The 22,716-nt window shown below is 39.2% G+C and carries 18 protein-coding genes; 8 read left to right on the top strand and 10 right to left on the bottom strand.

Annotation, left to right across the window (positions count from 1 at the left end):
- The first annotated feature begins 5 nt into the window (after positions 1 to 5).
- From oadA to R0J88_RS16640, 4 genes are all read left to right on the top strand, one after another.
- Positions 6 to 1,787 carry a sodium-extruding oxaloacetate decarboxylase subunit alpha gene (oadA, locus tag R0J88_RS16655; protein ID WP_410900481.1) on the top strand — a complete coding sequence of 594 codons (1,782 nt, stop codon included), beginning with the start codon at positions 6 to 8 and terminating at the stop codon, positions 1,785 to 1,787.
- 13 nt (positions 1,788 to 1,800) lie between these two features.
- Entirely contained in the window at positions 1,801 to 2,931 is a 1,131-nt protein-coding gene (locus tag R0J88_RS16650) for a sodium ion-translocating decarboxylase subunit beta (protein ID WP_010556538.1), read from the top strand.
- Positions 2,932 to 3,070: 139 nt separating this feature from the next.
- Positions 3,071 to 4,042, top strand: coding sequence for an aldo/keto reductase family oxidoreductase (locus tag R0J88_RS16645; RefSeq protein ID WP_410900480.1), 972 nt, complete (start codon positions 3,071 to 3,073; stop codon positions 4,040 to 4,042).
- A 12-nt stretch (positions 4,043 to 4,054) separates the two neighbouring features.
- On the top strand, positions 4,055 to 4,231 hold the full coding sequence (locus tag R0J88_RS16640; RefSeq protein WP_170865578.1) for a hypothetical protein: 177 nt from the start codon (positions 4,055 to 4,057) through the stop codon (positions 4,229 to 4,231).
- A 148-nt stretch (positions 4,232 to 4,379) separates the two neighbouring features.
- On the opposite strand, the gene R0J88_RS16635 is transcribed toward R0J88_RS16640, so the two are convergent.
- Positions 4,380 to 5,693, bottom strand: a complete 1,314-nt coding sequence (locus R0J88_RS16635) for a peptidoglycan DD-metalloendopeptidase family protein (RefSeq protein ID WP_010556536.1) — start codon at positions 5,691 to 5,693, stop codon at positions 4,380 to 4,382.
- A gap of 323 nt (positions 5,694 to 6,016) precedes the next feature.
- Between R0J88_RS16635 and tyrS the strand changes: the two genes are divergently transcribed.
- Complete coding sequence (gene tyrS, locus R0J88_RS16630) at positions 6,017 to 7,216, top strand: tyrosine--tRNA ligase (protein WP_006794338.1); 1,200 nt, start codon at positions 6,017 to 6,019, stop codon at positions 7,214 to 7,216.
- Between the two features lie 91 nt (positions 7,217 to 7,307).
- Here tyrS and R0J88_RS16625 read toward each other — a convergent pair whose 3' ends face one another.
- From R0J88_RS16625 to folE2, 4 genes are all read right to left on the bottom strand, one after another.
- Complete coding sequence (locus tag R0J88_RS16625; protein ID WP_010556535.1) at positions 7,308 to 8,252, bottom strand: cobalamin biosynthesis protein; 945 nt, start codon at positions 8,250 to 8,252, stop codon at positions 7,308 to 7,310.
- Entirely contained in the window at positions 8,253 to 8,960 is a 708-nt protein-coding gene (mtnN, locus tag R0J88_RS16620; RefSeq protein WP_410900479.1) for a 5'-methylthioadenosine/S-adenosylhomocysteine nucleosidase, read from the bottom strand.
- 113 nt (positions 8,961 to 9,073) lie between these two features.
- Positions 9,074 to 9,667 carry a DUF2726 domain-containing protein gene (locus R0J88_RS16615; protein WP_006794335.1) on the bottom strand — a complete coding sequence of 198 codons (594 nt, stop codon included), beginning with the start codon at positions 9,665 to 9,667 and terminating at the stop codon, positions 9,074 to 9,076.
- Between the two features lie 106 nt (positions 9,668 to 9,773).
- Complete coding sequence (folE2, locus tag R0J88_RS16610) at positions 9,774 to 10,694, bottom strand: GTP cyclohydrolase FolE2 (RefSeq protein ID WP_138740273.1); 921 nt, start codon at positions 10,692 to 10,694, stop codon at positions 9,774 to 9,776.
- A gap of 214 nt (positions 10,695 to 10,908) precedes the next feature.
- On the opposite strand from folE2, the gene arcB reads away from it, so the two are divergent.
- The gene (gene arcB, locus R0J88_RS16605) at positions 10,909 to 13,227 is read left to right on the top strand and encodes an aerobic respiration two-component sensor histidine kinase ArcB (protein WP_410900478.1); all 2,319 of its coding nucleotides are present in this window, start codon (positions 10,909 to 10,911) and stop codon (positions 13,225 to 13,227) included.
- 7 nt (positions 13,228 to 13,234) lie between these two features.
- Here arcB and arcA read toward each other — a convergent pair whose 3' ends face one another.
- The 4 genes from arcA to trmB form a co-directional block, all read right to left on the bottom strand.
- A complete protein-coding gene (gene arcA / locus R0J88_RS16600) occupies positions 13,235 to 13,951 on the bottom strand; it encodes a two-component system response regulator ArcA (protein ID WP_006794331.1) in 717 nt (238 codons plus the stop codon).
- A gap of 452 nt (positions 13,952 to 14,403) precedes the next feature.
- Positions 14,404 to 16,008, bottom strand: a complete 1,605-nt coding sequence (locus R0J88_RS16595; RefSeq protein WP_243531587.1) for a sensor histidine kinase — start codon at positions 16,006 to 16,008, stop codon at positions 14,404 to 14,406.
- A gap of 147 nt (positions 16,009 to 16,155) precedes the next feature.
- Positions 16,156 to 17,181 (bottom strand): methyltransferase, encoded by a 1,026-nt coding sequence (locus R0J88_RS16590; RefSeq protein WP_010556530.1) that lies wholly within the window; start codon positions 17,179 to 17,181, stop codon positions 16,156 to 16,158.
- Positions 17,182 to 17,226: 45 nt separating this feature from the next.
- Entirely contained in the window at positions 17,227 to 17,952 is a 726-nt protein-coding gene (gene trmB / locus R0J88_RS16585) for a tRNA (guanosine(46)-N7)-methyltransferase TrmB (protein ID WP_006794328.1), read from the bottom strand.
- Between the two features lie 162 nt (positions 17,953 to 18,114).
- Between trmB and mutY the strand changes: the two genes are divergently transcribed.
- Together mutY and R0J88_RS16575 are read left to right on the top strand one after the other, a co-directional pair.
- The gene (gene mutY, locus R0J88_RS16580) at positions 18,115 to 19,176 is read left to right on the top strand and encodes an A/G-specific adenine glycosylase (RefSeq protein ID WP_271480728.1); all 1,062 of its coding nucleotides are present in this window, start codon (positions 18,115 to 18,117) and stop codon (positions 19,174 to 19,176) included.
- Positions 19,177 to 19,210: 34 nt separating this feature from the next.
- Positions 19,211 to 19,483 carry an oxidative damage protection protein gene (locus R0J88_RS16575; protein ID WP_006794326.1) on the top strand — a complete coding sequence of 91 codons (273 nt, stop codon included), beginning with the start codon at positions 19,211 to 19,213 and terminating at the stop codon, positions 19,481 to 19,483.
- 63 nt (positions 19,484 to 19,546) lie between these two features.
- Here the strand turns inward: R0J88_RS16575 and R0J88_RS16570 are convergent, their stop codons facing one another.
- Entirely contained in the window at positions 19,547 to 22,321 is a 2,775-nt protein-coding gene (locus R0J88_RS16570) for an ATP-binding protein (protein ID WP_410900477.1), read from the bottom strand.
- Positions 22,322 to 22,716 lie beyond the last annotated feature (395 nt).

Raw genomic sequence — 22,716 nt, 5'->3', positions numbered from 1 at the left:
CACACATGGCTAAATTAAAATTAACAGAATTGGTTCTTCGTGATGCGCATCAGTCATTACTTGCCACGCGTATGCGCTTAGATGACATGCTACCGATTGCAAGTAAATTAGATGATGCAGGTTACTGGTCAATTGAATCGTGGGGCGGTGCGACCTTTGATTCTTGTATTCGTTATTTAGGTGAAGATCCGTGGGAGCGTATTCGTGCGCTTAAAAAAGCGATGCCAAATACTAAGCAGCAAATGCTATTACGCGGTCAAAACTTATTAGGTTACCGCCATTATGCTGACGATGTTGTTGAAAAGTTTGTTGAGCGCGCACACAAAAACGGTGTTGATGTTTTTCGTATTTTTGATGCAATGAATGATGTGCGTAACTTAGAAACTGCGATTAAAGCGGCTGTAAAAGTAGGTGCTCATGCTCAAGGTACTATTTCGTACACGGTAAGCCCTGTTCATACACTTGATATGTGGTTAACTTTAGCTAAGCAACTAGAAGAGCTTGGCTGTCATTCAATTTGTATTAAAGATATGGCGGGTTTATTAAAACCGTACGATGCAGAAGAGCTTATAAAAGCGCTTAAAGAAACGGTGTCTATTCCAATTGCCATGCAGTGCCATGCTACAACAGGTTTAAGCACCGCTACATATCAAAAAGCTATTGATGCCGGTATTGATATGCTTGATACCGCTATTTCTTCTATGAGTATGACTTACGGTCACTCAGCAACAGAAACAATTGTAGCGATTGTTGAAGGTACCGCACGCGATACCGAACTCGATTTAAACCAACTTGAAGAAATTGCTACTTACTTTAGAGATGTACGTAAAAAATACGCTGCATTCGAAGGTAGCCTTAAAGGGGTTGATGGACGAATCTTATTGGCTCAAGTACCTGGTGGCATGTTAACTAACATGGAAAACCAACTTAAAGAGCAAGGTGCCGCTGATAAGCTTAACGAAGTACTACTTGAAATACCGCGTGTACGCGAAGATTTAGGCTTTATTCCACTTGTTACGCCAACGTCGCAAATTGTAGGTACGCAGGCAGTACTTAACGTATTAACCGGTGAGCGTTACAAAACAATCACAAAAGAAACCGCAGGTGTATTAAAAGGTGAGTACGGTTTAACTCCAGCTCCAATGAATAAAGAGCTACAAGAGCGAGTACTTGATGGTAGCGACGTTATTACGTGTCGCCCAGCTGACAATATTGCGCCTGAACTTGAAACGCTTGAAGCTGAGCTATTAAAAGAAGCGCAAGAACAAGGTTTAACACTCGCTGATGATAAAATTGACGACGTACTTACTTATGCACTGTTCCCGCAGGTTGGTTTGAAGTTTATCAAAAACCGTAACAACCCAGATGCGTTCGAACCAGTCCCTAGCGTAGAAGATAATTCAAGTAAGTCACCAGCTAAGGTGTCAGCCAAAGGTAACAGTGTTAAGGCTGAGCAATATAGCGTTAAGGTAGACGGTAAGGTTTACGACGTTGTAGTAGCGCAAGGCGGTGAGCTTAAAGAGGTAACGTTAAAAGATTCTGAGCACTTACCTCAGTCTGCTTCGGTGGCTTCGGGTGAAACGTTAAATGCACCTTTAGCAGGTAATATTTTTAAAATAAAAGTAAAAGCCGGCCAAGTTGTAAACGAAGGTGATGTTGTTGTGATTATGGAAGCCATGAAAATGGAGACTGAGGTTCGCGCAATGCATACTGGTACCATTGCTGAAGTGCTTGTGTCTGAGGGTGACTCAGTGACCACGGGCGACGCAATTATTGCGCTGGCTTAAGGAGTAAATGTAAATGGAAGGTCTTTTAAACCTTTGGCAGGCTACTGGCCTTGCTAACTTTACGTTTCCTGGCTTGATAATGATTGCAGTAGGCTGTTTGTTATTGTTTTTAGCGATATCTAAAAACTTTGAGCCACTGCTTTTATTACCAATTGGCTTTGGCGCGATATTAACTAATATTCCGGTTGCTGGACTATCAGACCCTGGTGGGCTTTTGTACTCAGTTTACTATGTGGGTATAGATACCGGTATTTTTCCACTATTAATATTTATGGGGGTTGGTGCACTAACTGACTTTAGTGCATTAATAGCAAACCCTCGTATGTTATTGCTGGGAGCTGCGGCTCAGTTTGGTATTTTTGCGACCTTATTTGGCGCTATTCTACTCAACTTTATTCCGGGTTTTGAGTTTACCCTTCAAGATGCATCGGCTATTGCTATTATTGGTGGCGCTGATGGTCCAACGGCAATATTTTTAGCCTCAAAATTAGCGCCTGATTTATTAGGTGCCATTGCGGTAGCTGCTTATTCATACATGGCGCTAGTTCCAATTATTCAGCCTCCTATTATGCGTGCACTCACAACACCAGAAGAGCGCCAAATTAAAATGCCTGAGCTACGTAAAGTATCTAAAAAGGAAAAAATTATTTTTCCACTTATGGTACTTACTGCAACTGCCATGTTTTTACCAGCGGCAATACCGCTAGTAGGTATGTTCTGTTTGGGTAACTTAATGCGTGAGTCGGGTGTTGTTGACCGCTTAAGTAACAGTGCGCAAAACGAAATTATCAATATAACAACTATATTTTTAGGATTGGCGGTTGGCTCTAAGCTCGCTGCAGATGACTTTTTGACAGTAGAGACTATTGGTATTTTAGTGCTGGGTGCGCTTGCTTTTGGTATTGGTACAGCATCAGGTGTGTTTATGGCTAAAGGCTTAAATAAAATATCTAAAACACCTATCAACCCGTTAATTGGTGCCGCTGGTGTGTCAGCCGTTCCTATGGCTGCGCGTGTAGTTAATAAAGTAGGGCTTGAAAATAACCCACATAACTTTTTACTTATGCACGCAATGGGCCCTAATGTGGCGGGCGTTTTAGGCAGTGCTGTTGCCGCAGGTATTTTGTTGGCACTTGTTGGCTAAATTGATTTTAGATTTCAACCAACCATTGAGCGCAGTTTACTGCGCTTTTTTTTGTCTGAAACTTCTGTTCGTTAATGGTTTCTTGTTTTGAAGTTTTTGTTTAAAGTGGTGGCTCTTCGCAATTTTAAGGATAGTCATTATGCTTCACACTCCATTAGCTCACTACTTACCTAATGTTAGTAAACTTGTATTTGGATGTATGGGGTTGGGAGGCGGTTGGAATAAAGACCCGATTACCAGCATACACCTTAAACAAACCCACGAGTGCATTGATAACGCGATTGAAGGCGGTATTAATTTTTTTGATCACGCAGATATATACACTTTTGGCAAAGCAGAGCAGGTATTTGGTCAAGCACTCAGTGAGCGCCCAGAGCTTAGAGAGCACATATACATTCAGTCTAAATGCGGTATAAAGTTTGCTGATGACAAAGGGCCTAAGCGATATGACTTTTCAGCCGATTGGATTGAACAGTCTGTAGAAAACTCACTTAAGCGATTAAATACGCAATACCTTGATGTACTCATGTTACATCGCCCAGATCCTTTAATGGAAGTTGATGAAGTTGCACGTGTATTTAGCTGTTTAAAAGAAAGTGGTAAAGTAAAACATTTTGCCGTATCAAACATGCAGCAACACCAAATGAACTTTTTGCAGCATGCTCTTGATATGCCTATTGTAGCTAACCAAATAGAGGCCAGCTTACAAAAACATCAATTTATAGATGAAGGCTTGTATGCTGGCAATAGCGACGGGAATGACATTAACTTTACGCCTGGTAACATTGAATATTGCCGCAGCTTTGACATTCAAATACAAAGTTGGGGGAGCTTGTGCCAAGGTTTGTATACCGGCGGTGATTTATCAAATGCGTCGCAAGCCGATATCAATACTAGTATTTTAGTAAATAAACTTGCTGCAATTTATGGTACCTCTGCAGAGGCTATTGTACTTGCATGGCTACTGCGCCACCCAGCGTCGATTCAACCCATTATTGGCACTACTAACGCTAAGCGTATTAAGGCATCGTGTGAGGCTATAAATGTCCATTTAAGCCGAGAGCATTGGTATGCCTTATACGAAAGCGCTAAAGGCTGCGAAGTACCATAAAAAGGCTTTCCAATGAATGTAATTATTATTTTAGTTTGTTTATTTGTAGCATTGGCAATACTGATCCCATTACTTGAAAAGTATCAAAGCAAAATGGGGCTGGAAGGGGCGACAAAATACAGCAAGTATATTTGGCCATTAGTGATGGGGTCTTTAGTTATTCAGCTTATTTATGTGTTAATGAATTAGGCATGTATCGCTATTGCAGGAAAATTAAGATTAGAAGCCTTTAATATAGAGCACCCTGTGTGAGCTAACTATTGTTAATAAACAAAAAGCACAAAAAAGCCCTTGCAGGTTAAACCTGCAAGGGCTTTTTAATACAGTGATAGCCTGATTACTTAAGTGCCAGTTGTAACTCGCGGTTACGCTCTAACTGAGCAATAAAGTTATCAGCAATAGGTTTAAACTTAGCAAGCTCAGAGCGTGGTAAAGGCTCTGACTTTGGTAATTTAACTGTTTTAGGATTACGGTGAACACCGTTAACCAAAAACTCATAATGTAGATGCGCGCCAGTTACTCGACCTGTAGCACCTACAGTACCAATTTTATCACCCTGTTTAACCTTTTGACCTGTTCTAACAAGCTTTTTATTAAGGTGTAAATACTTAGTGACATACTGTGTGCCATGGCTAATAAATACATAGTTGCCGTTGTACTTGCTGTAACCTGCCTTAACAACCTTACCATTACCAGATGCAACAACGGGGGTACCAGTTCGTGCAGCGTAATCAATACCACGGTGTGCTTTTACTTGCCCAGTAACGGGGTGTAAGCGACGTGGATTAAAACTCGAGCTAATATACTTAAAATTAACGGGGGCACGTAAAAATGCTTTTTTCATACTGCGGCCTTCTGGGGTGTAGAAGTTTCCATCAGTATGTCTAATTGCTGTAAAGCGCTGTCCTTGATTAATGAACTCAGCCGCTATAATTTTACCAGTACCTATAAATTCGCCTTCAACATAGTGAGACTCGTAAATTAAGCCAAATTGATCGTTTTTACGAATGTCGTTAGCAAAATCCACATCCCAGCCAAAAATGTCAGCAAAGTTCATAATTTGGCGTTCGCTTAAACCCGCTGCAATTGCAGAAGTCCAAAAGTTGCTAGAAATTTCGCCGCCAGCTGTTTTGGTCAGGGTTTCTATTTCTTTACTATCTATCGCTGTATTGTAGTTACCTTCGTCGTCTAAGGTTACATACAGCGTATCTGTTTTAGAAATAACGTAACGCAATTGTTCAAGTGCGCCGTCTTTACCTGTTGCAAAGCTCAGTACTTCGCCTGGGTGAATTTTAGTTAGCTTGCGGGTTTCTGCGTTTGTGTTGATTAGTTTATGAAGCGTTTGCGCTGAAAAGCCCGCGCGTTTAAATATAATTGCTAAGTTGTCACCCGTTTTTACTTTGTGGTCGACTAAATCATACTCTGGAAGCTTTTCTGCTGCTTGCTCTGAGTTTAACTCGGTAAGTTTTTCGTTGTCATCGACTTTAACTTGAAGCTCGTAGCGTTTGCCAATCTCTAATGCATTTGCATTGTTGTCTTTGGACGCTGTTGCTTTCTCAGATGGAAGAAACGTTAAAGCGGCAATAGCAGAAACCAAACATAAGATAAGCAATTTGTGTTTTTTGGGGAGGGTATTAACCACGTGAACCATAACGTGCCTTTTTCTGCTGTCAAGATAATAAATACATAATATTGCAGGATATACCTAATATTGTGCGAATACCAGTGCTTTGTAGATTTTAAATCGCGCTGAATTACGCTAAAATCGGGCTTTATATGCCTTTTTAGCGCTTAATTTATCTCAGACTGTGCGCATTTTATTTAGTTGCATTAATCACTTAAAAAGTTGTTTTAATTAGGTAGAAATTTGTTATGTTAGTTGCACATATAAGTTTGATTTAGCCCTTGTTAAACTAAGGTTATACAAAACAACTAGTAGCCCTCTTTGTTGGCAGAATTTTGGAGTAATAGACTGTGGATTTACAAACCGCTCTTGCAGAGATAAAACGCGGTGCAGAAGAAATATTAATTGAAGACGAGTTAGTTGAAAAACTAAAGTCGGGCAAAAAGTTAAAAATCAAAGCGGGTTTCGATCCAACAGCGCCAGATTTACACTTAGGGCACACAGTACTAATTAATAAAATGAAAACTTTTCAAGACTTAGGTCATGAAGTTATTTTCTTAATTGGTGATTTTACAGGAATGATTGGTGATCCAACCGGTAAAAATGTGACGCGTAAACCGCTTACCCGCGAAGATGTTCTTGCCAATGCCGAAACGTATAAAGAACAAGTTTTCAAAATTCTAGATCCGGCAAAAACAACCGTTGCTTTTAATTCAACGTGGATGGAAAAGCTGGGTGCTGCAGGCATGATTAAATTAGCTGCAAACCAAACAGTTGCGCGTATGCTTGAACGTGATGACTTTAAGAAGCGTTACAATGGCGGGCAGCCAATTGCAATACATGAATTTTTATACCCGTTAGTGCAAGGTTGGGATTCGGTTGCATTAGAATCTGACGTAGAACTGGGTGGTACCGATCAGCGCTTTAACTTACTAATGGGGCGCGAGCTTCAAAAAGTTGAGGGCCAAAAGCCACAAACTGTTTTAATGATGCCATTACTTGAAGGTACTGACGGCGTTCAAAAAATGTCTAAATCTTTAGGTAACTATATTGGTATTACTGATGCACCAAATGACATGTTTGGTAAAGTTATGTCGATTAGTGATGTATTAATGTGGCGCTACTACGATTTACTAAGTGGCCTTTCGATTGAGCAAATAGCAGCACAAAAAGAACGTGTAGAGCAGGGGACTAACCCGCGCGATATCAAAATTGAACTTGCTAAAGAGCTAATTGCACGTTTTCATAGTGAAGAAGATGCACAAGCTGCGCACAACGATTTTATTCAACGCTTTCAGAAAAAAGCGCTGCCAGATGAAATTCCTGAGCTGACAGTAACCATTGCAGAAGACACTATTTTAATCGCTAACTTATTAAAAGAAGCTAATTTAGTTGCAAGCACATCAGAAGCGATGCGCATGATAAAACAAGGTGCAGTTAAACTGAACGGTGAAGAAAAAATCACTGATACCAAACTAGAAATAGCAAAAGGCACAACCGCTATTTATCAAGTAGGTAAACGCAAGTTTGCAAACATTACCGTAGCTTAAAAGCACGGGTAATAAAAAATAGCTTAGGCTTAATGCCAGTCAGTTAATAGCTGACTGGCTTTTTTCATGCATAATTTTTACTAAGTAGAGCTCAAATGCTCTTTAGAATTTCAATACACACAATAACGAGTACCCAAAAGGCGCGCGCCTGATTAAGCCGATTTAATACGGCTGGTACATCGTCAGCATTAGGTAGCCTATCTGTACCAACTCGCATTTTGTTATGCCGTTTATTAAAGTACATAGCGGGTCCACCTAGTTGCACGCCAAGTGATGCAGAGCATGCACTGAGTAACCAGCCTGTATTTGTTTGATAGAAGTGTTGGCCATAGTGTTTTATGTAGTGAACACTTTGTTTTGTGGCCTTACTCGCAGCAATTGTGAGTGTAAGTAAACGCACCGGGATATACTCAATAACAAATAAAACAAGCTTTAATGGTCTTAAAAATTCGCTGTTTGGTGAAATATCACCACGCCATGCTTGCTGCATTAAGGTAAGTAGTCGGTAACCAAGTGCTGCAACTGGCCCTAAAAGTAAAAAAACAAATATAACCACAAAGTAATAACGAGCAGTACGAAGTATTAAGCTTTCAATGAGGGCTTTAATAATTCCTGTGGTTGAAAGCTTGCTGACTTCACGAGCAAGCAGTGGTTTTAATAGCTCGCGTGCGGCTGACTTTTGGTTTTGTTTAGTGAGCTTTGCAATACGAAGGGCTTTTTTATTGAGGCTTTGGCTTTCAAGGCAAAGGTATAAAATAAGGCCCGCAAGTAGCTCTGGGTAAAATGCAAATTCAAGTAGCAAGGTAACAATTAATAAAATAACACTGAGCACCAGCACGCTTGCAAGTATGGCTGCTAAATAGTGGTAGCTGTTTGTATTTTGTTTATTATAAATACGTTTGCCCATGGCGCTAAATACGGCCACTAAAACGGTATTTGGGTGGTACCAACTAACGAGTGGTAAAAAGCGCTCAGCAAGGAGCGCTATTATAAATACAATAAAGTCCAAATGGTTTTGAACAATATTGCTAAGCATTTACAGTGTTACAGCTGTTAGCTTTTCAAGCAGAGCAACAACCATTTTAGATGAGTTGATTGATGCTGTTTCTAAGTATTCTTCAAACGACTGTGGCGATTCTTTGCCAGCAATATCAGACATTGAACGAATAACAACGAAAGGAGTTTCAAGCGTATGACAGGTTTGCGCGATAGACGCACCTTCCATTTCTACAGCAAGCATTGAAGGAAAGTCGCTGCGGGCTTTATCAATACGAACATGATCACACATAAAGGTATCGCCAGTACAAATAAGGCCAACTAACGTTTTAACTTCGCTAATTTGTGCAATAGTTTGCTCGGCTGCTTCAACTAATTTAGGGTGTGCAGCAAAACCTGCAGGCATTTGTGGTACTTGGCCAATTTCGTAACCAAATGCAGTTACGTCAACATCGTGGTGACGAACTTCTGACGATATGACGACATCGCCAACACTTAATGATGGATCAAAACCGCCAGCAGAGCCGGTGTTAATTACGCAATCAGGCTTAAAATTATCAATAAGTAATGTAGTTGCAATGCTTGATGCTACTTTACCAATACCTGATTGAACAAGAGTTACTGTGCAGCCCGCTAATTCACCAGTGTAAAATGTAAAACCTGCTTTAGTTAAAATAGCTGGGTTTTGCATTGCTTCACGCAAAATTTTAACTTCTGGCTCCATTGCGCCAATAATACCAACATTCATAGTGTTTGATTCCTGAGTTTGAATAGCTTGATTATACGTGAAGTTAGCAATAAAAAACAAAAAAGCGAGACATTTAAAATGCTCGCTTTAATGCAACTTAAATAACCTGATAATTATATTTCGGCTAATGCTGTTGAATGGGCTTTAGCTTGTGAGGGAGATAAAACAGCAGGTTTGTGAACTCGGTTACGTAATGGGCGCTGTGCTGTTGGTGCTGGTTTACCCAGTTTGAACATAATGGCATCGCGTACTTCTGATGGACGATAGCCTGCTTTTACCTTCATGCGAATGTGTGGAATACCTGCAGCTTCTAAGGCGCCATTTACAAACCAGTCGCGCTGGGCTTTGTGGCCATCTTTATTTGCGTTATTTACTAAATCAACAGCTGCTACGATGGTCATTTTTTCTTTGTCGATTAACACAAAATCAAGCTGCTTATTTTTGGCTTTAGCAATAGCGGCACGTTTTGATTTAGGTGATAAACCTTCTTTACAGTCGATCACATCAATTAGCTTAACTCGACTCACTATTTTATATTGATCGCCAATAGCGCGTTCTAACAGGTTTAAAAATGCGCTTTCTACTTGCGTAAATACACTTTGTTTACGTTTAAAAGGATAAGGATTACCGCCGTCGTCACTAAATTTTGACGCGGCAATTGATGCACCTACCACTAATACTAAAATCGACAATAAAGCGAATTCCATACGGTAACTCCATAACAACAAATTGACACTGATTTGTTAAAGCAAGTACCGTGCCTAAATATTGTATGTGATTTACCGAATGGTGATTTAAGTTAACGCAGGTGTTTTATGCCTTATACCCGCCATTAATACCTTTAACAGCAACAGCCACAGCGTCGTGAGCGTGAAGCGATTCGTAATGGTTTATTTGTAGCCAGTAATCTGCGTAACCGTCTGTTTCTAATATTGCTTTAATTTTACGCGCGGCATCTTCGCAGAACATTAAATTTTGCCCATTTAAACGGGCAAATTCTTGTTCATCTTCACGCTTTACTGCCGCTTGCACTGGCGTTTTAAGCTCGCCTTCAAGGGTATTTATTAAGTTAACTACATCAAACTCATTAATGTTGCTATTGAGTTTAACTTTTACGTTAGCAATTGAGCGCTGCGAGTGAGGAGTTGCCACAATGCCTTGTGTTGTGCCAAGCCACTCAAGTACCTCTTTTTGGTTGAGCGTGTCTTGCTTAAATTTCTCGCTAAATGCGTTTTGTATTAGCTGGCGTGCAAGAGCCGCCGAGCAAGGGCAAGTTGATGAATAGGTAACATCAACGGTTAGCTCGTAACTAATGATATTATCTTCAATTGTACTTGTAAGTGTGATTGGATAGCTTTTCCAGCCAGCTTTGCCACTCAATAGAGACTTACGGCGAAGTGGTAGCTCAAATTTAAACTCAATCTGTGCCTTATTACTTAACCCTTCATGGCTAGATATAAACGTATTTAGTGCTTGGCTAATTGTTTGAGGATTTACTTGTTGCTCTGTTGAGAGTAAATCAAGCGCTAAAAATAAGCGCGACATATGAATGCCTTTGGCGTCTTCTTTGTGCAAGTTAACAAATGCGCGGGCTTTGGCATTAACAGTAACAGGGCTTAAATCACGCGATTCAAAAATAAATGGCAGTTCAATTTCACCCATGCCAACCCAGTCTAATTTACCTGTTTGTAATGCAGGAGCGGTGTCAGCTATATCGGGCATATTGGTTTGCATGCTATGTTACTCGTTATTGGCAATGATAAGGCGCATTATTTTACACGAAATAATCAATGGCTGAAACGAGGACTTTACTGCCCGCTAAAATTGCGTATGAATATTTTCTGTTTTTGTCGCACAACATGAAAATAGCGAATAGAAAAATGCTAAAATCTGCAAATAGCATTGCCTTTCTTATATTTAAGCAAACAGCAAAGAGATAAAACTACGTATGACCGATTATTCTTTGAGCCCTTGGGTTCGGGTGCTTTCAAGTTCAATAGCGCGATTTGGTGAGTTAAAAACAGCTGCCATTTGTTACGCTTTATTTTTAGCAGCGTCTCTTATTTTATCGAGCATGTTTTACTACGTAGCTATAGGCGAATTGTTTCTTGTAGATATTTTGGCCGTGGTATTTTTTTCAGCTGTTGTGTCACCTTTAATTATAAGCGTACTTATTAATTCAATTCGTCAGTTAGATGCTTCCTACGCCTACTTAGATAGCGCAACTAAACAAGAAAAACTATTAAACCAAACACTTAAAGATAATATTAGTCGGCTTAATATTGAAATAGATGAACGTAAAATGGCTTTTCATGCTAAGCATCGCGCCATTGAAGAACTGCGTAGAGAAATTGCCGAGCGTAAAAAAACACAGCAAGAGCTTGCTCAGCAAAGCATGTTGCAACGCTCAATTGTTGATTCATCCCCCGATCTGTTTTATTACCGCGATAACAATGGGGTGTTTGCTGGCTGCAATAAAATGTTTGAAGAAGTAATGGGTAAATCAAGCCGTGAGCTTATAGGTAAAACGGTTGAACAAATATTCCCAAACGACTTTTTATCTGAAGTATTACGCACAGACAAAGAGGTAGAACAAACTCACAAAGCACTCACCATCGATGTAGGTTATGAAGTTGATGGTGCAACGCGCTGGTTTGAGCTACGAAAACTTCCCTTTATAAACGATGAAGGCGACTACATAGGTTTACTTGGTTTTGGGCGTGATATTACGAGCCGTAAAGAAGCGGCTGAGGCGCTTGAAACCGCATATAAAGATAAAGGGAAATTTATAGCCACGTTAAGCCATGAGTTGCGTACCCCGCTTAACGGTATTGTGGGCTTAACACGTATGTTGCTCGATACCGATCTAAATAAGCAGCAACGCAGTTGGTGTAACACGGTTTTTTCAAGTGCTGAAACGCTCGGTAATATTTTTAACGACATTATAGATTTAGATAAAATAGACAGAGAGCAGCTCGATATTGCCGCCAACTCTATTAATGTATCTGATTTTATAAACGATGTTGTGAATTTTGCAGGGTTAATAACTGAGCAAAAAGGGCTTGAGTTTGATATTGAGCGAAATGGCATGCTTGATATATATGCACTGCTTGATCCTACTCGTTTACGCCAAGTGGTTTGGAACCTTATAAACAATGCAGTGAAATTTACCCAGCATGGCAAAGTCACACTCGAATGTAGCCGTGAAAATCGCCCTGAAGGCCCATGGTTAGTTATTAAAATCTCAGATACAGGGCAAGGTATTCCACAAGAGCAGCTTTCTCGTATTTTTGACATGTACTATAAAGCACCTGATTTACAAGGCACTAATGCAATAGGTTCAGGTATTGGTCTTGCGGTAACTAAAGCGCTAGTCACGGCTATGAAAGGCAGTATTACAGTAAACAGTACAGAGGGTGAGGGCAGTTGCTTTACAGTGCAAATACCGCTGAGCTTATGTATTGCGCCTACAGAGCAAAGCTATGTTGGCCGAGAGCTTTACATTTTACTCGTTGAAGACGTACCACTTAACGCCGAAATAGCCACTAATTTATTGGAGCAACGCGGACATGAAGTGCTATGGGCTGAAACGGGCGAAGATGCACTTTCGTTTGTTGATACCGAAGACGACCTAGATTTAGTATTACTTGATATGCAGCTACCCGATATAAATGGCGATGAAGTTGCAAGGCAAATCCGTGCTGATAGCCACTTTGATAACCTGCCTATTGTTGCACTAACCGCTAATGTGAGAAGTGCAGAAGAAGAACTTGAAGGTATTTCTATTCAAGGCGCTTTAGCTAAACCTATTAATACAGTAAAGCTTGATAAAATGCTTGCTGACTTATTTGATATTAAGCAAGCTCAATGCAGCGAGCCACAGCTAACAGTAACCGACGAAGCACTTAAAAATATTGATGCGCATTTGCTAGATATTGAAACAATAGAAGACTTTGTTAATTCTATGGGGTTAGTTGTGTTTAGGCGCAGCAGTCAGTTGTTTGAAAAGCTAAATCCGCAATATCAACAAGAATTGCTTACATCATTAAATACAGGCGACAGGGAAGAGTATAAATCGGTTGCGCACAAGCTCAAAGGTGCCGCAGGTTCTGTTGGTTTGAACGATGTTCAACTGCATGCGAAAGTAATGGAATATGGTGCGATAGATGAGAGTGATGAAGTGCTTAAGGAGTGGCTGCTGGTGTTGGCAGATAAAATAAATGAAGGACAACGTGCCCTTCATTTATTTCTACAGCAATTAGAATAAACGCTAATTAGCTGTCGATTTTACCAATAAAGCGGTAGCCTTCACCATGAATGGTGCTGATAAGCTCTGATGTAGAATTATCGCTTTCAAAATGCTTACGAATACGGCGAATAGTTACATCAACAGTACGGTCGTTTGCACGTAGCTCACGGCCTGTCATATGTTTAATTAGTTGTTCACGGCTAAAAATACGACCTGGAGAATCAAGCATTAATCTCAGTGCTCTGTACTCACCTTTAGGCAAGCGCTTAGCATCGCCATTAGGAGATGTTAAACAGCGGCTATTTTCATCTAATTCCCAACCGTTAAATGTAATAACACCATTAGTTTCAAGTGCTGATTCATCATCGCTTAGGCCTGTACGCGTAATAAGGTTACGCGCTCTAATAGTCAATTCACGAGGGTTAAATGGTTTAGTAATGTAATCATCAGCGCCAATTTCAAGCCCTAAAATACGATCAACATCGTTATCACGACCTGTTAAGAAGATAAGGCCTACTTTGCGTTTTTGGCGTAATTCACGGGCTAATATAAGGCCGTTTTTGCCTGGAAGATTGATATCCATAACTACGAGATTAACGTCGTCGTTATTTGTAAGCTTGTCATGCATGTCATCGCCATCAATGGCTTCAATAACTTTGTAACCTTCAGCTTCAAATAAACTAACGAGGTTTAGTCGAGTTACGTCTTCATCCTCTACGATTAGAATGACTGGCGTTTGCATTATTAATTAACCTTTTTGGAATATTTTATTTACAAAAAATCGGTATTTAGTATAAATCCGACTACTAGAGATTATAGGATTATATCCAATTGTTAACAAGAAAAAACAAGTTGGATAAAAATAAAACAGTAAGAGTTCAAAGTTTGCTCAAAAAGCCCGTGCAAAAACTACTGTTAAATCGATCAATACACGTATGAAGTTCATTTACTTTGATAATTTATGGACCGGCTGACTACGCAAAGCTGTTAAATAATCAGACTAATTCAAAGTTAAATTATATCACTATCTAATCTTTCATCAATGTATGTGATATCGCAAAAGTAATAAAGTTCAAAAAATTGCGCTATATAAACGATAACTATTACACTTGTTTACCACATGAAGCATAAATAGGGTCAATAAGTAGTAATTCAAGGAATACAAATAAATATATGTGTTTGGTTACTTCACTTTTAAGGGATGGTTATGATGAATCGCGCACCGCGTTTTTTTTCTAAATCAATTAATATATGGCCGCCTAAAGCTTGGGTTACTAAATTGTAAACTAAGTGCATGCCTAAGCCACTTGCCCCTTGTCCTCTTTTTGAGGTTACAAATGGGTCGAATATTCTGTGTTTAATTTTTTTATCTACGCCTTGGCCGTTATCGCTGTAAATAATAGTGAGTTTTTTTCCTGTTAACTCTACATCAAATTGTATTTCATTATTTTCATTACCAACGAACCCGTGTAGTAGTGAGTTTGTTATTAGTTGTATAAGTACTTGTTGTAATGGTTCTGACTTGCTTTCTACGGTTAAATCGGTTGCACAATTTATGTTTATAACCGGTTTTTTCTCTTCAAGCTCTGAGCTTATTGATGTCAAAACATCTGTTATTAACTTATGAATATTAATGTAGGTAGTTACGTCATCATCTTGAATAACCGCTACCTTTTTAAAGGTTGAAATTAAGTCGGCTGCACGGTTTAAGTTACGGTAAATCAAATCTAGGTTTTCAATACCGTCGTCAATAAAGCGTTTTAATTGATTTGAAGTCAGTTTTTTATCATCAAAGCTAATTTGTAAATCGGCTAACTTATCACGCAGCAAAGTAGAGCTTGTAATACCAAGGCCTATTGGGGTGTTAACTTCATGTGCAACACCGGCAACCATTTGACCAAGCGATGCCATTTTTTCATTTTCAACAATCTGCGTTTGATACTGATGCATACGCTCAAGGGTTGATAATAACTCTTGATTTGCCTCTCGAAGGGCTATGGTTCGTTGGTTTACTTTTTCTTCTAGCCCTTGGTTAAGCTGTTTAATTTCTTCTTTGTCTTTTTCATGGCGAGTCAATTGTTTTTGGGTGCGTGTAAGCATGATGTTTAAACTGTTAGAAAGCGCTGATATTTCTTTTACGTCGGTTACTGGTGCGCGTACATCGTAGTTATGATTCTTTGATACGTCTTGTAATAGCATGCTAAGCCGCTCTATCGGTCGAGCTATTCTTTTTTGAACATTTATTGCGATAAAATACACAACAACAAGTATCAGTAAAGTCAGTAAGATATCTACAACTATTTTTTGTTTTATATAATCGTCTAAGCTCTCAAGACTCCCGCGCATGTATACATGACCAACAAGCTTTTCATTATGAAAAATTGGCTTTATTAGTTCGATATCTTCGTGGGTTATACGTGGTGTTTTTAGTTCTTCAATGCTATCGATTCTGAGGGGGACTGGTGGCGTTTTTTTTGCATTAAAACTTATAAAAAAAACAGGTTTTTGAGATGCTTGCTCAATAGAATATACATGTATGTTTTTAACTAAAGGAGTTTTTTCAAAGTATTTAAGGCGTTTCTCTTCTGTTTCTCTGTCATCTTCAAAAACTGATTTTCCAGCGTCAAAAGCAACTATTTCCGCCAAAATAACGAGCTTACTCACTATTAATTGTTTTTGTTCTTTAACACTTAAATAAGTTGATATAGAAATCGATAATGACAAGCAAATAGCAGTTATAAGCATTATTAGATTTATGAGTGCTTTACGAATACTGCTTTGATGAACTTTTCTAGGCATTATTTGAGTGTCGCCTGAGTCATTGAGTTTTATTATTTTATTAGTCTAGCAAAGAAGAAACACTGTGGTGCAAAAAAATAAAAATAATAGGTAATATTTTATTGCTAAGTTGAGCACGCAGAATGCTCAACTTAAAATATAAAAAATTTAACTACTATAAACGGCAAATTTATTGTTTTTGAAAACAGTTTGATAAGTTTCAAATTGTGTTTCTAAAATTGGCGGATATTTTAAAAAGCTGTTTGCCACAATGGTTAGTTTTCCGTTTTTAGTTAAATGTTGTTTTGCGTTAGCTAAAAACGTTTCAGCAACGCTGTAGTCTGTTGCAATTCCTGTGTGAAACGGCGGGTTGCTCACTATTAAATCAAACTTACCACTAATATTTTTAAGGCCATCACTGAGAATTGCCTCACCAGTTACCCCGTTTAACTTTAAAGTTTGAGTTGTTGCGTAGGTTGCAAGTGCGCTTACGTCACTACATACAAATTCAAGAGCTGTATTTTTTAAACCCAGAAAGGTCGCAATTAAGCCAGCACCGCAACCAAAGTCGAGTACTTTACCTTGTTTGGTTGAAGGGGCATTTTCGAGTAGCATTTTGGTACCAGCGTCTAAACAGCCATGGTTAAACACGCCAGGTACGCTGATAGCTGAAAATGATGTATCGGCAATACTAACGGTAAATGTTTTATGGTAATGGCTAATATCAAATTGCGCATTAAGCTCAATTTGAGAAAATGAGTAAAGTACGCAGTGTTTAGCCGAATCAATCTTATTACTATATTGAGCTTTGCCTGCTAATTGTTTTTCAATCGATTTAACACCACTCTTATTTTCGCCAACCACTAATAACTCGGCATCGCTTGTTATTACCGCGCGTATATTATCAAGCGCCATTAGCAATTCTGGTTTTGACTTAGGGTAATAAAGAATAACTAAGTCATAGTCGCTACCGGTAATGGTGTGGTTAACGCTCACATCAACGCCATGAGTGTTTTTAGCAAATTCACCATTAGCATGGTTATAGCTAAACGCTGTAATTTTGCTATTTGGATTCAGCGTTTTAAGCTCAGCTAAAAAGCCATCTTGAACAAAGTTGACCACCAATATAGATTTACCCGTTAATGCCTCGCTATTTCGAAGTAACAGTAAACTTGGGTTGGTTAATACGCTCATAAATGGCTTTGCCTTACTATGTGTTAAATTAATATAAATGTGTAATTACTTGGTGCGCTCAAACATTAAGTCCCAAACGCCGTGACCTAATCGGTGGCCGCGTTGCTCAAACTTGGTAAGAGGACGTAAATCAGGGCGAGGTACGTAGTCGTTTGTTTCTGATTGGTTTTTATAACCCGGAGCCGCTTGCATTACTTCTAGCATATGTTCTGCGTAGTTCTCCCAATCAGTAGCCATATGAAAAACACCGCCTATTTTTAATTTTGAGCGAAGCTTTTCAGCAAATTCAGTTTGCACAATACGGCGTTTATGGTGGCGCTTTTTGTGCCATGGATCTGGGAAGAATAATTGCAATGTAGTTAGGCTTTCATCGCTTAAGCAATCAGCAAGCACTTCTACAGCATCGTGTTCAAACACGCGTAAATTAGTTACGCCCGCTTCGTCGGCATCCATTAAACATGCACCAACGCCAGGGCGGTGTACTTCAATACCAATAAAGTTTAGGTGTGGAGCATTTTTAGCCATTTCAACAAGCGACTTGCCCATACCAAAGCCTATTTCTAGGACTACATCATTGTTGTTGCCGAATACTTGGCTTAAATCAAGCATGCCGTTTTTATGCTCTAAGCCCATTGTTGGCCAGCATTTTTCGATTGCAGCGGCTTGGCCTTTGGTTAATCGACCTTCGCGTTTTACAAAACTGCGAATGGTACGGATGTATTTACCTTCTTGCTTAGCTTGCTCTAGGTTGGTATTGCTTGATTCACTCATATCTAATTGGCCTGACAAAACAATGTGTTTAAAAATGGTTGCATATTATCCCTGACGATGGCCTCAATCACAAGTATTAGCTGGTTTTACAGCCTCTATAGCTTGATCTTTTTACTCACTGCAATAGACTGACCCGCCATTGAGCATGAGTAAAAGTATAATATGTTGGACTTAAATAAAGAGCAGTCTCACTGGTTTTCAAAGCAAGTAGTTGATTGGTATCACCTTCATGGCAGAAAAACACTGCCGTGGCAATTGGGTAAAACACCTTATAAAGTGTGGGTTTCTGAGGTTATGCTCCAGCAAACTCAAGTTGTTACTGTGATCCCATACTTTGAAAAATTTATGAAAAGCTTTCCTGATATTATCGCTTTGGCTAATGCCGAAGAAGATCAGGTTCTTCACCACTGGACTGGTTTAGGTTATTACGCCCGCGCGCGAAACCTTCATAAAACAGCAAAGATAGTTCGCGATAAATACAACGGGCTGTTTCCTCAAACGCTTGAGGAAGTTATGGATTTGCCCGGTATAGGGCGCTCTACAGCAGGGGCTGTATTGTCATTGTCGCTTGGTCAGCATCACCCCATTTTAGATGGTAATGTAAAGCGAGTATTGGCACGCTATTTTATGGTGGAGGGCTGGTATGGGGTAAAAAAAGTAGAAAACCAGCTTTGGCATTTATCGTCGCAATTAACACCTAAAAATAATGTGACTGAATTCAACCAAGCTATGATGGATTTAGGTGCAAGCTTATGTTCACGTAGCCGCTTTGATTGTGAGCCGTGCCCGTTAAACAGCCGCTGCGGTGCGTTTAATGCTAGTAAGGTTAAAGAATTTCCTCATTCGAAGCCAAAAAAAGCAGTGCCTAAAAAAAGCTGTCATCAGCTAATTATAAAATGTGACGATAAGGTCCTTATGGAAAAACGCCCTAGCTCTGGTATTTGGGGGGGATTGTTTGGTTTTTTTGAGTTTGCTGAGCGTAAACAGCTAGATGACTTTTTAGTTCAACATGGCTTTAAATCAGAACTTGAACCATTGGTACCATTTACCCATGTATTTTCTCACTTTGAGCTGACTATTAACCCACATATATTAAATCTTAAACAAATCCCGGATGTGATTAACGAACGGCAGCTAGTTTGGTACCCGCTAGATCAATCAGTAGAAGTGGGTTTGGCTGCACCAACTAAAAAGTTGGTTAAACAAATTGCACCAATAGGTTAAACTGTTTGCATTTAACGCTTAAGAGAAATTAATTATGGCACGTACTGTATTTTGTCAAAAGTTACAAAAAGAAGCCGAAGGCCTTGGTTTTCAACTTTACCCGGGTGAGCTTGGTGAAAAGATCTTTAATAACATCTCTAAAGAAGCTTTTGCTCAATGGCAACATAAACAAACTATGCTAATTAACGAAAAGCATTTAAATATGATGGATCCAGAGCATCGTACATTTTTAGAAGAGCAAATGGTTGGCTTTCTGTTTGAAGGTAAAGACGTAGAAATTGAAGGCTATAGACCGCCAGAAAAATAAATAATTTATTAAAAAAGGGGCTAAAAGCCCCTTTTTTATTGCTAATTATTTAGCTATTAAGTGCTAAAACTCTTCGTTTTCTTCCTCAGCCTTTCTAACTTGCTCTTTTAAAAACTGAGCCGCTTTAGAATATTCAATTTCTAACTGGTCGCGTAAATCAATTAATTCATCAGTTGTTAGTTCGCCCGCTTTGCATTTATCTTCAAATGCGCCGGCAAGCTTACCAACTGTTTCTGCCCCAATGGTTTTAGAAATAGATCTGAGTTGATGACAACCCTCAATTATTTCTGCTAGGTCGTTAACCATTACGCCTGAATTTATTGATTTAATTAAACTTTGACTTTGCTCTAAATACATTTTGAAAAAGCGAAGTTGTTTTGCTTTATCGCCATTTACGTATTTGGCGACTGCATCCATATCTATTGGCAATGCAGTGTTTTGTTGAGGAGCTAGCGCTTGCTTAGGAGCTTGCTTGTTGCTCCAGCGTTTTAAAGTATCTTCAAGCGCATTGAGTTCTATAGGCTTTGTAATAAAGTCATTAATACCTACTGCTAAACAGCGTTCTTTTTCACCTTTGAGAGCGTTAGCGGTAACTGCAACTATGTAAGGTTGTGCGTCTATAGCTTCTAGTAATTCAGCTTCGTTACGAATTTTTTCAACCATGTCGTATCCCGACATTTTTGGCATGTGTAGATCGGTTAAAATAAGTGAGAAATTGTTCTTTCTCCACATATCTAGGCCTTCTTCGCCATTGTTGGCAACCTCTACGCCATACCCCAATATATGCAATTGGTCGGTTAAAACTTGCTGGTTTAGAAGGTTGTCTTCAACAAGCAAAATTAATTTATTTGATTCTCGAGCTTGCTCAACATTTAAATAGTTATTTAGCGACTTTGCTTTTTTAATTTGTTTTGGTTGGTGCAAGCCTGCGGCAACCAAAATAGAAAGCATAAAGTTGGACTTACAAAGCGGAGACGCATTTATGTAAAATATGTTTTTATGATTAATGGCAGCTTCATCTAGTTTGCTTAATACGACTACTTGCTGATTGTAATCCTCAAGTGAGTACAATAAGCGCCTTAGTAATGCGTTGATGTTGTCTATATTATCAATACCATCTGCAACCCAAATAGCACCCTCTGTGTTTTGGTGTTGTTCAATTTCTTTTTCTGTGTGCGCGTAAATAACTTTTGCACCCATAAACGATAAATAACGGTACATTATTTTTTCGCGTTGAAGGTTGTTACTTACAACAATAATTGGTTTGCCGTCTAAGGCATTTTTATGAGCATATTTTATTTTACCAGAGGTGCTAAAAGGCAGCTCAACGGTAAATTCACTGCCAATACCTGCATGGCTATTTACATGGATAGTACCTAACATTAACTCTGTTAGGCTCTTACAAATAGAAAGCCCTAACCCTGTGCCACCAAACTCTCTGGTTATTGAACTCTCAGCCTGAACAAATGGGCTAAATATGTCTCTTAGCTGAGCTTGTGTCATCCCTTTGCCGTTATCGGTTACGCAAAAGCGCAAGGTAAAGTGGTCGGCGGTGTTATGCGCAACCTCAACCGAAATTCTCACATGGCCTTGGGTTTTTTCATCAGTGCTTGTGAATTTAATTGCATTGCTGCATAAATTATAAAGTACTTGGCGCACACGTACGCTGTCACCGACTAGATTAACTGGAATATCAGGCGCAATTGATAATTCTAAATCGAGTTCTCGTTTTTTAGCTACCGACGACAAAACGCGAGTTACTTCTTCTAGGGTGTCGCTCACTGAAAAGGGGATTGGGTCTATGTTAAGCTTACCGGCTTCAATTTTAGAAAAATCTAAAATATCATCCAAAATACTCAGTAGTGAGAATGCTGATTCGCGAATAATAGTACTTAAGCGATGCTGAGCACCATCAAGGTCTGTTTGACGAAGCAAGTCGATAGTGCCAATAACACCATTCATAGGCGTTCTGATTTCGTGGCTCATAGTAGCCAAAAAGGTAGTTTTAGTTTCGCTAGCTCTTTGAGCTTTTAAGGTTTCTCGCTCGAGTGCAATAGTGCGGTTTTGCACCTCTGACTCTAAACCATTTTGTAGTTTTTTCAGTTCTTTTTGTACCGACTCGTTATCGCTAAGGGCTGTTTGCACTTGCTTAAGTAGTACATTTATACTTTGTGCTACAGAGCCTAAACCAATATCTAGCTGTTCATTAACATTACTATTGTAGTTACCTTGCTCTGTAATAGCCTGAAGTTCTTGCGAGAGTGAGTCAGTGCTTTTACGTAAACGGCCATTAATGTATACGTTAAAAAGTAACGCGAAGATAAATAAAGAAATAACAGTTGCGATTGCAACGCCATATGCAATTACCTGAGAGTCTTGCATGCTTAATGGTGGTGGAGCTAACTCTTGTTTTATAATTAGCTCACCAATCGGCTGATCGTTAAGTAAGAGAATATGATGCAACACACCTGTGTTCTCATTATATTGTGTAATTTTGATGGACTCAGGTGCGGTCTCGCTATTGCTATAAACGAGTTGTGTATCAGAAGTCGCGCTGAAACGATAAAGAGTATATTCAAATTCATTATCTAAAGAGGATGTTAAGTCGAGTAATTGCTTAACCTTGTCTTGGCCATACATTGTTAGCGCGTCGATCATAGGCTGATTTAATGTAGATGCGAGTGTATTAATATTTACCGATGGCTCAGGTTTAACTGTTTGTGTATCGTTTTTGATGTAGAACGAATAACCGAATACAGCAAGTGCGGTAATTGCAATATTAAATATAAAAAAAAGTGGTAATAACCCTTTTACCGGCGAAGAGAATTTACTCTGCATTGAATGTTCCCATTGATGTGTTTTTGCTACTTTAGCTATTAGCATAGGTATCTGAACTAATCGTACCATTTACCAAAAATAATTCACTACGGTTTTAGTCTGATTTAGTTATAATATTTCATATATATAGACTGGTTTGTGGTAAAAATGTACGTTATCAATAAAAAATGTACTGAGTTGCTTGAAAACCGTTCAAACAGTCGTAAAGGATAAAAAAAAAGTTGACTTGTAAGGGCAAAACTCGTTTAATACGCCGCACGCCCAGACAGCTGACTTAGTAGATGTTGTTGGGAGTTACATTAAAAATCGGTTAAGGTTTTTAATTAGCACTGTTTAAGTGCCTCGATAGCTCAGTTGGTAGAGCAGAGGATTGAAAATCCTCGTGTCCCTGGTTC

The sequence above is a fragment of the Pseudoalteromonas sp. SIMBA_162 genome (assembly GCF_046535955.1).
Taxonomy (GTDB): Bacteria; Pseudomonadota; Gammaproteobacteria; order Enterobacterales; family Alteromonadaceae; genus Pseudoalteromonas; species Pseudoalteromonas marina.
This window is presented reverse-complemented; position numbering and strand designations above follow the sequence as displayed.